Annotated in this window: 6 protein-coding genes; 3 read left to right on the top strand and 3 right to left on the bottom strand. The window is 52.9% G+C overall.

The genetic code is table 11. From position 1 onward, the window contains the following. Positions 1-158: 158 nt before the first annotated feature. From PHH49_08590 to PHH49_08580, 3 genes are all read right to left on the bottom strand, one after another. Positions 159-566 (bottom strand): hypothetical protein, encoded by a 408-nt coding sequence (locus PHH49_08590; GenBank protein ID MDD5488996.1) that lies wholly within the window; start codon positions 564-566, stop codon positions 159-161. 113 nt (positions 567-679) lie between these two features. Beyond that, the gene (locus PHH49_08585; protein ID MDD5488995.1) at positions 680-1,705 is read right to left on the bottom strand and encodes a hypothetical protein; all 1,026 of its coding nucleotides are present in this window, start codon (positions 1,703-1,705) and stop codon (positions 680-682) included. After that, the gene (locus PHH49_08580; protein ID MDD5488994.1) at positions 1,702-1,827 is read right to left on the bottom strand and encodes a hypothetical protein; all 126 of its coding nucleotides are present in this window, start codon (positions 1,825-1,827) and stop codon (positions 1,702-1,704) included. Before PHH49_08580 ends, PHH49_08585 begins: the two co-directional genes overlap by 4 nt. Positions 1,828-1,924: 97 nt before the next feature. Between PHH49_08580 and PHH49_08575 the strand changes: the two genes are divergently transcribed. Genes PHH49_08575 through PHH49_08565 form a run of 3 tightly spaced genes read left to right on the top strand, consistent with a single transcriptional unit; the run spans position 1,925 to position 4,923 of the window. Then, positions 1,925-2,050: a hypothetical protein gene (locus tag PHH49_08575; GenBank protein ID MDD5488993.1), complete on the top strand. Its 126-nt coding sequence runs from the start codon at positions 1,925-1,927 to the stop codon at positions 2,048-2,050. Between the two features lie 2 nt (positions 2,051-2,052). Beyond that, positions 2,053-2,565, top strand: coding sequence for a hypothetical protein (locus PHH49_08570; GenBank protein MDD5488992.1), 513 nt, complete (start codon positions 2,053-2,055; stop codon positions 2,563-2,565). 9 nt (positions 2,566-2,574) lie between these two features. After that, on the top strand, positions 2,575-4,923 hold the full coding sequence (locus tag PHH49_08565; protein ID MDD5488991.1) for a bifunctional DNA primase/polymerase: 2,349 nt from the start codon (positions 2,575-2,577) through the stop codon (positions 4,921-4,923). Positions 4,924-4,958 lie beyond the last annotated feature (35 nt).

The raw sequence follows: 4,958 nt of genomic DNA, 5'->3' as shown, positions 1-4,958 counted from the left end.
TGACCACCGCAGACGACGCCCTGGTATCTCGCCTCCAGGAGATCATCGACTTCCGGCGCGATCTTTTGCGTCATGGCGCGATAAATGTGGCGCGATAATTGTGGCGCGAATCAGGCGGTCACATTTCGGAGCACGATTCAAAAAAGAGGGGGCGGGGATTACTTCCCCTTCGGCCCCAAGATCTTGTTTTGGAGGGCGATGATCCGGTCGATGTCAGCGTTGTTACCGGCCCGGCGCGTTTCGGCGATGGCGATCTTCACGATCTGCTTGAGAAGAGCCGCATCTTTTGGATATATCCGGACATGGCGGTCATAAGATCCTGTCGTCGGCTTACCCTTCACATGGCGGACTATCTCTTTTATGTCATCGAATAGCAACGTATACCTTTCGTCCCGATCATATAACGGAATAGGGATATTCCCCGTCCGTAGATATTCCAAGACGATCTGTAACACTTTTTCCCGGTTAGCATCGTCCTTCATCGAATAGATTAGATACCAAGACGTGGGGGCAATCGACCATATCTCAGTCCCCATGTCGGGATACAGCCCCTTAAGATCTTTCATGTACTGCACAGCGGCAGTCATTTTCTTTACGTCTCGATATATACCACATCGTGAATCTTTATGTCGCCTCAACTCTGAGTGAAAGATCAGATCGGGTTCGCACATCCGATCGACTAAAACTCTCTCTTTTCGCTTTCTGGTAGCCATAGCTTATCCCTCTTACTCAAGTTCTTTCCTCCACAATAGGGGCAAGATACTTCTCTTGGTTCGGGGACGTAGGTATCGAATCCCCACCTACAACTTTCACACCACCACTCCCTTACGTTCGGCATCTCACATTTTCCGTCTAAGATAGCCGATACCTTCCTCCCAGCTTCGCGTGCTTTCGGGACGGCCCATTCGTTGAACTCTCGCAGCTTCTTCAGTTCTTCGGCGCTGGCGGCTTTTTCGACCGCCTCTTTTGGGGTCGTCGCCTCCCCAGTAATGATCTTGGTTACGGCCTTTTCCGTGATGCCAGGGGTGACCTTTTCAGCGGGACGGAGGTCATGTATCACAGTCGATGCTTGTTTTGCGATAACCGGTCCTTTGCTAACGACTTCCCTTTGAACATCCGGCTTCAGGCTGGATATCATTTCACCCGCAACCACGGTCACATCACCGGATTTTATGGCATCGGCGAGTTCTGGAATGCCACGATTTTTGACCGTTATAGCCCTGGCAACGGCGGCACGCGAAACACCGAATTTATCAGCAGCTTGATCTCTGGATTTCTTGCCCACGTCTTCCGTTGTGCGCGACTCGCGTACAACGGACGTATTGTTTTGTACATCCGAATATTGCACTAGCCCCATCAGCTGCCGTTTCTTCGCATCTTCTACGTATTTGTCGTATCGATTCTCCAGTTCCAGCGCCAAAAACGCTCTTTGGGAAAGGTTCAGGTTCCTCCTGCCAACCTGGTTCTCCAGTATCCATATCTCCGCCGCCGTCCTATCGGGCAGGCTTATGGTGGTGGTTCGGTACTCGATCCCTTCCTCCTCGCAGATCTCCAGGCGATTATGACCATCGAGAAGGATGCCCTCTTCCTCCCAGACTACCAGGGCGTCCCGGCAGCCGTCGCGCTTGAGGTTCGCCCTCAGCCTATCCTTCTCGTCCGGGACGAGTGGGGGAATGAGCTTCTTAAATTCCGGGTCTACTATCACAGCTCCAGCTCCTCTAGGATCGCGGTCATCGCGTCGTCCTGTCGCTTGATGGCGCGCTTCCGCTGGAACGCCAGCAGCTTTTCTTTCGCGTCATCGCTCACGGTGACGTTTATTCTCTGCATATTATGATTAATGTTGTATTAGTATAAATAAGTAGCGGCTTTTGTGCCGTTATCTTTATAAGCAATACGCGCATTGCTATCTAGCATGGAGACAACTATGATCCGAGTCCGAAAGGCGGATAAGGACCGGCTGGCAAAGTTCGGAGATGCAAGCGATACCATCGGCGACTGTCTTGAAAGGGTGCTGGATCTCGCCGAAGCGATGAGGGACGGGGGCGCGTGAAGATGGAGATAAAGGCGATCGAGACCCGGTACAGAGGATATCGATTTCGCAGCCGTTTGGAGGCGAGGTGGGCCGTCTATTTCGATGAGCTTGGATTAAAATGGGAATATGAAATGGAAGGATTCGATCTCGGCGAGGCGGGATATTATCTTCCGGACTTCTGGCTACCACAGGTGAGAATGTGGGCGGAGGTGAAGGCAAACGATTTCAACGACGCCGAGAACACGAAGGCGAGGGCATTAGCCGAGGCGACGGGCCGCCCGGTCTTAAGGTTGGTTGGGCCACCAGACTTCAAAACGTATTTGGCGTGGGAACCACCGATGGAGGACTGGATGGAGGAATATGATTATCTTATTTCGATGTACCATAATTACCCCACAGACGAACATAGATTTTATTCAAATTCCGGTTACATTCCCTGCTGGAATTTTGAGGGGGAATGGCCTGATAGTGGAGTGAGGAGGGCCATCGAAAAATCCCGATCTGCTAGATTTGAGCACGGCGAAGCGGTATAGGAGGATTCAATGCCCGACTGTCTCAACGCCGCCCTCAAATACGCATCAAGGGGCTGGCCGGTCTTTCCTCTGTGGGGCTCCGATGGGAAAAAGCCGATCACCACCCACGGGGTCGATGACGCCACCACCGACCCGGACATCATAACCGAATGGTGGGAACGTTGGCCCGATGCCAACGTGGGGATAGCATGTGGCGCGAAGTCTTTTGACGTGGTGGACATCGATAGCCAGAAGGGAGAGGCGGCTCTGATATCATGGCTTAACGAGCGGGGGCTATTCGATGAGGGAAAGGCCGCCCTTAATTCAACGGTTATCAACCTCACCGCGAAGGGAAAGCATCTATGCTTTCAGCCGGCGGGAAAGCTCCGAAACTTGGTTAGAGCCGCAGAGGACATCGACATCAAGACCGACGGTGGATACATCGTCGCGCCCCCGTCTCTCCACCGGGAGACTGGGATCACTTACGCATGGGCGCCCGAGCACGGCCCCGACGAGATCGACCTCATACCGTTCCCCGAATGGCTGATCGAATACCTCAAGACAGGATCAAACGGATCGAAGCGATCTTTATTCTCGGATGAAGTAATTAAAATCAAGGAGGGTGAAAGAAACCAGGTGCTTTTTAAACAAGGCGCGTCGGCTAGGGCAAGAGGACAGGGCCGGGCCGCCATCGAGGCCGCGCTGTTGGCTTTGAATTCTACTCAATGCAATCCCCCGCTACCCGAACATGAAGTTTTGAGGATAGTTGAAAGCGTTTTAGAATATGCCCCCGGCGGGGCGAGAGATGCCATAAAAGAATCTGATGAAGAACTGCCCACGCCGCCGCCCGAAGATGTAAAGGAACTGGCGTCTTTGATCCTTCGGGAAGGAAAGCCCCTTGATCTGGTTCTCGATAGTTGCGAGCGGTTCGTTTTGGGGGCGAAGGACGCCATCAAAAAGCTTGTCTGCTGTCTGATGGTCCAGATGGTTCCGTCGTCGCGGGGCCTTCACCCCAAACTCTCAGGTGAGAGTGGTTCCGGAAAAACCTGGTGCGTTAAAGTCTTTCTCCACCATCTCCCCGAAGACGCCTACATCTCCGGCGGGCTCACCCCAAAAGCCCTTGCGTATCATGCCCTGGGAAACCGCCTCTTCATTCTGTTGGATGACTACGTGCCTAATGAGGATTTGGACACGATCATAAAACAAACGTCGTCTAATTTTCATAAACCGTATATCCACCGGACGGTAAAAAAGCAAGAGGCGGCCACCCTCAAAATAGGGTCGGAGATGACATGGTGCGTGACGTCGGTGGACGCATCTCAGGATATCCAGGTGCTCAACCGCCAAATACCCCTGAATACCGACGACTCGCAAGATCTGACCGCGAAGGTGAACGGGTTTACGATATCGTCTTATGGTGAGGGCTTGGAGGAGCTATACGTCGATGACACGGTGATCTTGTGCCGTGAAATATTTCGCCAGTTGAGAGAGCTGGAAGAGATCAAGGTGCGAATACCCTTCGCCGACCGGATCGAATGGCTTGATAACACGAACCGCCGCAATCCGTCGATATTTATGGACCTGTTAGCGGGCGTGACGGCGTTGCATTGCTTTCAACGGGATCAAGACGAGGAGGGGTTCTATTTGGCGACGGAGGGGGATTTTAAATGCGCCAGGGAACTATTTTCAGAGGGCGTCGATGTGGAGGAGATGATCAATCGGCTCACGAAAAAGGAACGCCAGTTCGCGGAGATGCTGATCGCCTATCCCCTGGGATTGACCCGAAAAGAACTCTCCGAAAAGCTCGGCGTTTCCCCGGCGCGTATCTCCCAGATCGCGCGGGGAACGAAGGGCGACGGGGGCCTGATGCAGAAGCTTCCTGGCTTCGATCTGGTGAATGTCACAAACCGGATCACTGAAGATCAGACCGAAAGCATTCAGGTATATCGGCTTGGGTGTTTTGACCGGCTGGCGGGATTCGATGATGTGGTTAGGCTGAGTAAGGAGCCGGTTAGGGAGAAAGCTAACTCAAAAATCGGTAAGGGGAGTAGTAGTATAGGTAATAGTAAGTATAGTAAGTATATAATGACTAAGAAACCCTTACTAGGAGATGGTAAGATTCTCTCTATTACTCATTCTCCGGAAAAGGCTAACCTACCTAACTCCGCTAGCGGGAACCGCCTTACCGACGATTTACCGGCCCAAAATGAGCCTAACTCCCTAACTCAACTTCTCGCCACCTACGCTCGCAAGGGCAAGCCGATCCGGACGGGCGAACATCCCGACTACGACGAGCTGGAGATGCTGGAGGCACTGGATGCCGGAGGATGGACGGAGAAACGCGGCGTCTGGTGGCCGCCGACGGAGGAGACGAGATGAAGATCATGATGGTAATGGAAGATATCCCGGCGTTC

The organism is Candidatus Omnitrophota bacterium (assembly GCA_028715965.1).
Taxonomy (GTDB): domain Bacteria; phylum Omnitrophota; class Gorgyraeia; order Tantalellales; family Tantalellaceae; genus JAQUQS01.
Note: the sequence above shows the minus strand (reverse complement) of the source record. Positions and strands in the feature narration are given on the sequence as shown.